This is a genomic window from Allobosea sp., assembly GCF_030695125.1.
Classification (GTDB): Bacteria; Pseudomonadota; Alphaproteobacteria; order Rhizobiales; family Beijerinckiaceae; genus Allobosea.
Map to the genome: position 1 here is coordinate 1 of NZ_JAUYTP010000023.1, position 4997 is coordinate 4997.

The following is a 4997-nucleotide window of genomic DNA, read 5'->3' on the forward strand; positions in this document are numbered from 1 at the left end:
GGGCAGATGTGTTCGACTACGTCGAGAGGTTCTACAACACGATCCGCAGGCACTCGGCCATCGGCTATCTCAGCCCGGCCGAGTTCGAAATGAAGGTGGGATTAGCTTAACTGACCGTCCACGAAACCGGCAGCAGGCCACACGAATATCCTTCAAATGAAGCTGGGCGATCTCATTCAGCCGAGCGCCCGTATAGATACCAATCAGCGGCCCCCATTTCTGATATGGTTTGTGAACTAGGCCGCTCTCATTAGCCGTAACAGCTACAATGATCGAGGCGATTTGCTGAACGGAGTAATCCTCGCGCTGGCCCTCTTTTCGTTTCCGCAGATGCCTAATCGTCAGACCAGAGAATACGTTCTTGTCGACAAATCCATTCCGCCTTGCCCATTCGAACATGTCGCTATACGTCTGGAGATATTTGTTGATCGTTGTCGGATGTAGCCTTTCAACGCCTTCGACAAGCAGGCTTTCGCTCAGAGAGAGCTTCCTTGTCTTTGGATTCTTAGATTTATTTTTGGGATACCTGACCAGCGTATCCTTAACCCGCTTTGCCTCAGCTGGACCAATTCTAGCTATATCTGTTTCAGCGCCAAGGATTTCGCGCAGCAGTTCGATGTGGTCAGCCTTCTCAAGCTCGGTCTTTGCGACCCACTGACCAGCGAGTTTCTTCTCTGCTTCGTAGGCGTGCCCCAAAGCACCTACGGTCATCAACGTCGCCGCTGTCTGTAGCTCACCGACAGTCTGAGGAACCTGGATGCCAAACCCATACGAGTCTAGCGCTGCATCATGGTCTAGAATCGCGTTACAGAAGCTGCTGTACGAAGCTCCGAACTCGTTTTTGAGCCAGTCGTACTGCTCGGATCCGGGCTCTATGTTGAGCTCATACAGAGCTATGAATTCCGCGATCTTCTCCGGAGTGATCGCCATTTCCGGCAAGTCGCGGCCATTGGCCAGAGCCGCCTTGTCGCCATCGGTCAAGCGGCCCGATTCTGCGATGGTCTCTGCACGCTGATCGAACCGGCCCTGGAAGTGCGCCTTCAAACGCGATCGGATCTCGTCATAGCGCATACCTGCCTTTGATCCCGTCTCGATCAATCGGTCTGCTGACCGGCTGATGGATCGAGAGATGCCTAACGCCGCTTTCGGGTCTCGGGTCTTCAACGAAATTCTCAGCGTGCTCGGCTTATTCGCCGGATGAAGCCGCCGGGGAATCGGCCAACGAAGGTAGAAGATGCCGCTTTTCGAACGCTGCAGATAGGCCGGGTTGAACACGAGAATGCCTCACCAGAATGTCCCACCGGCACAATCCTCTGGCTAAGGCATTGATCTGAAACGAAATGGTGGGCCGGGCCGGACTCGAACCGGCACCGGCGCTGTTATGAGCAGCGAGCTCTAACCATTGAGCTACCGGCCCGCATTCCGCGTAGCATCGCCGCCGCCGCTCGGGCAAGCGGTCTCGGGCCGGGATCGGCGCGGATCGCGCAGGCCCAGCCGCCGCCTCAAAGCAAAGGCCCCGCCGTCATATGACGCCGGGGCCCTCGCAGGGACGTCTGGTCAGCAGCCGGCCCGTGGGTGGCAGGCCGTGCCGAGTTCAGGCCGCAGCGGCGATGTCGTGGCCCTTGTCGGAGCCATGGCCCTCGCGGAAGCGGAAGCGGGCGATATGCTCGCTCAGTGCGCGGGTCTGCTCGTCGGTCAGGGCCAGCGCCGCATTGGTCTCCTCGACCAGCGCCGCGTTCTGGTGCGCCATGGTGCCGATGCCGTCGATCTCGGCATTGATCGAGGAAACGTCGCTGGCCTGGCTCTTGGCCGTCTGCGAGATGCCGTTCATCAGCCCGGTCAGGTCGTTCACGGAGGAGACGATCGCCTCGAACATCTGGGCGGTCTCCTCGACCAGGCCGACACCGACCTTGACGTCGCCATGGGCCGCCTCGACCAGCTTCTTGACGTCGTTGGAGGCGTCGGCCGAGCGCTTGGCCAGGCTGCGGACCTCGGTCGCGACGACCGCGAAGCCGCGCCCGCTGTCGCCAGCCCGCGCCGCCTCGACGGCCGCGTTCAGCGCCAGGAGATTGGTCTGGAAGGCGATCTCGTCGATCATCGCGATGACCTCGGAGATCTTGTTCGAGGAGGTACGAATGCGCTGCATCGCCTCGAGCGCAGATGCGACGACCTTCTCGCCCTGCTGCGCCTGGCTTTCGGCGCCCTCGGCCATGCCGGTGGCCTGGGCGGCTTCCGACGCCGTCTTCTTCACCGTGCCGGCGAAGGCGCCGAGCTGGTTGGTCGCCATCGAGACGGCGTTGCTCTCCTCGCTCGTGCGCTCGGCCAGGTCGGTGACGCCGTCGAGAATCTCCGAGGTGGCGCTGCGCACGGCGGCGACCGTCTCCGAGAGCTTGGCCAGCGTGCTCTCGAACTCGTGGGCCAGCGCATTGGTGCCGTTCTTCAGCTCCGCGAAGGCGCCCTGATACAGCCCCTCGATGCGGGTCGAAAGATGCCCCGCCGAGAGCTCGGCGAGCACGTCGCAGGTCTCGGACAGGCCGCCCTGCACCGTCTCCAGCAGTGCGTTGACCGAGCCGGCGAGTGCGTTCAGCTCCGCGTCGGCGAAATTCGCCTGGACGCGGCGGCTGAAATCGCCGGCCGCGGCGGCGGCCACGACCTCGCCGAAGGCGGCGCCGAGTTCCGCCATCATCTCGCGACGCTGCTGCAGGGCCGCCGCATCGTCCTCGATCTTGGCGGCCTCGGCGGCGCGCAGCGCCACCGCGTTGTCGCGGAAGAGCAGCACGCTCTTCGAGATGTCGGAGATCTCGTCGTTGCCCTTGGTGTCGACCACCGTCTCCAGCGCGCCGTCGGCAATCGCACGCGTCGCCGCCCAGAGCCGGTTCAGGCGCCCGATGATCGCAGGGCGGACATAGAGCAGCGACAGCGACAATGCGATCAGCAGCGAGCCGATACCGATCGCGCCCAGCCACGCTTCGCTCTGATTGATCAGTGTCGCCGTCGAGGTGCTGGCCGCGATCGACTCGGAGCGGGCGGTGGTCACCAGCTTGTCGACCTGGGCGCGCAGCTTGACGGCAGCGCTGTCGACCGTCTTCAAGGTCGCCGCGATCTCCGCCAGCGTCGTGAGATCGCGATCCCGCATCTCGACGATGCCGTTGCGGCCTTCGCCGATCGCGATGACACCCTCGACGACCTGGTTGCGGAAGGGGTTCGGCGCGACGTTCTCGGCTGCCTGCAGTTCCATCCGGACCCGGGTTGCGGTCGCCTTGAAACGCTCCCGGGCGATGTCGAGACGGGCCTTGTCCGGCGTCTGCGACGTCTCGCGCAACATGCCCATGAGCTCGTTGACCTGAACTTCGAGCTTGCGGGCGAAATCATAGATCGGGAAGTCCCGATCGTTCAGGGTCTTCATGGCGCCGTCGAGCGCCTCGCCCGACAGTCCCTTGATGCTCTCGATGCCCATCGTGACGTTGAAGCGCGCCTCGTCGGCTTCGGAGCCGACCACGCCGCTGAAGACCCGGCCGGACTTGCTGAGGTTCTCGAGCAAGGCCGCCATGGCCGCGGCATTGCGCATGCGCGTGCCGGTGAGGTCGTTGATCTCGTTGATGGTGCGCGACAGCTCGTCGACCGAGCCCTGGGTCGCCTTCATGTCGAGGCCGCTGAGGGTGGCGATCCGGCGGATGAGATCGAACTGGCGCGCCTCGATCCGGTCGAGCTCATTGGTCAGCAACGCGCGCTGCTGGACGTTTTCGACATCCATGAAGCGCGGCGCCAGCGCGGTCGACTGCGTTGCCGCCTGGGAGAGTTCGAGGGCGAGCTCGACCATCGGCATCTTCTTGCCGGCCATGTCCTGAACCGTCTGATCGACCTGGCCGAAGGAAAGCCACCCCACCGCCGAAGCCACCATGGTCAGGCCCGTCATCAGCCCCACCGCGGCGTAGATCCGCGCGGCGATGCCGAACCTGGCGGGTGTGCGCTGGCGGGCTGGCTTATTGGCCTTCGTCATCGATCGCTCTCCGAATACAACGAGACACGTTGGACGACGAAGCTGGTGCGAAGCCTTCGGAAGGCTCTGCGGAGCCCGCCAAAAGCAAGACCTGCCATCCGTGCCGCACTATCCGGCAATCGAAAAGACGAGCCCCCGAACCGCTCCGCGCCTCAACTGTCATTGGGCGGGACCCTTGTCCAAGGGATCAATTGGCCAGGTGCGCTTAAAGAACATTTAAGCGTGCGGATTCTTTTGAATCAGTCGGCTTGGGGGCCGATTCAGCTTCCGTTAGGGAATATGGCTCGGTTTTTCTCGCTTCTGCAGCCCGTTTGCGCGGAACGGAGGCCTCGGCTTTTCACGGCGCGCGCGGCCGCAAGGCCGGCGCCGGCGCCCCCGGCAACGCAGGGACCGGCGCACGCCCGCGCCTCACGGTTCTCCCCGAAAGGGCTGTGCCGATACAACGAAAGGCCCCGCCGTCGGGGGACGGCGGGGCCTGGAGGTCGGTGATCGGCGTCGGGAGACGGCCGGCGGCGCCGCGCTCAGGCCGCAGCGGCGATAGCGTCTCCCGCATCGGGTCCGTGCCCCTTTTGCGCAGCATGGCCCTTGTCGGAGCCATGCCCCTCGCGGAAGCGGAAGCGGGCGATGTGTTCGCTCAGCGCGCGGGTCTGCTCGTCGGTCAGGGCCAGCGCCGCATTGGTCTCCTCGACCAGCGCCGCGTTCTGATGCGCCATCGAGCCGATGCCGTCGATCTCGGTGTTGATCGCCGAGACGTCGCTGGCCTGGTTCTTGGCCGTCTGCGAGATGCCGTTCATCAGCCCCGTCAGGTCGTTCACGGAGGAGACGATCGCCTCGAACATCTGGGCGGTCTCCTCGACCAAGCCGACACCGACCTTGACGTCGCCATGAGCGGCCTCGACCAGCTTCTTGACGTCGTTGGAGGCATCGGCCGAGCGCTTGGCCAGGCTGCGCACCTCGGTCGCGACGACGGCGAAGCCGCGGCCGCTATCGCCGGCGC

General features: G+C 64.0%; 4 protein-coding genes and 1 tRNA gene. 1 reads left to right on the plus strand and 4 read right to left on the minus strand.

What is annotated here, in order from left to right; genetic code table 11:
• Positions 1-110 (plus strand): IS3 family transposase (locus Q8S38_RS07020; RefSeq protein ID WP_305679709.1); only part of this gene is annotated, 110 nt, incomplete at its 5' end.
• Here the strand turns inward: Q8S38_RS07020 and Q8S38_RS07025 are convergent.
• The 4 genes from Q8S38_RS07025 to Q8S38_RS07040 all read right to left on the minus strand — a co-directional run.
• Entirely contained in the window at positions 70-1275 is a 1206-nt protein-coding gene (locus Q8S38_RS07025) for a DUF6538 domain-containing protein (RefSeq protein WP_305679710.1), read from the minus strand. The genes Q8S38_RS07020 and Q8S38_RS07025 overlap by 41 nt on opposite strands.
• A gap of 66 nt (positions 1276-1341) precedes the next feature.
• Positions 1342-1417: transfer RNA gene (locus Q8S38_RS07030), tRNA-Ile, on the minus strand.
• 177 nt (positions 1418-1594) lie between these two features.
• Positions 1595-4000 carry a methyl-accepting chemotaxis protein gene (locus tag Q8S38_RS07035; protein ID WP_305679711.1) on the minus strand — a complete coding sequence of 802 codons (2406 nt, stop codon included), beginning with the start codon at positions 3998-4000 and terminating at the stop codon, positions 1595-1597.
• A gap of 521 nt (positions 4001-4521) precedes the next feature.
• Positions 4522-4997: methyl-accepting chemotaxis protein (locus Q8S38_RS07040; RefSeq protein WP_305679712.1), on the minus strand; the 476-nt coding region annotated here is incomplete at its 5' end.

Coding starts and splice junctions, on each gene's coding strand:
- Q8S38_RS07035 (WP_305679711.1), bottom strand. CDS start 4,000: ATGACGAAGGCCAATAAGCCAGCCCGCCAGCGCACACCCGCCAGGTTC.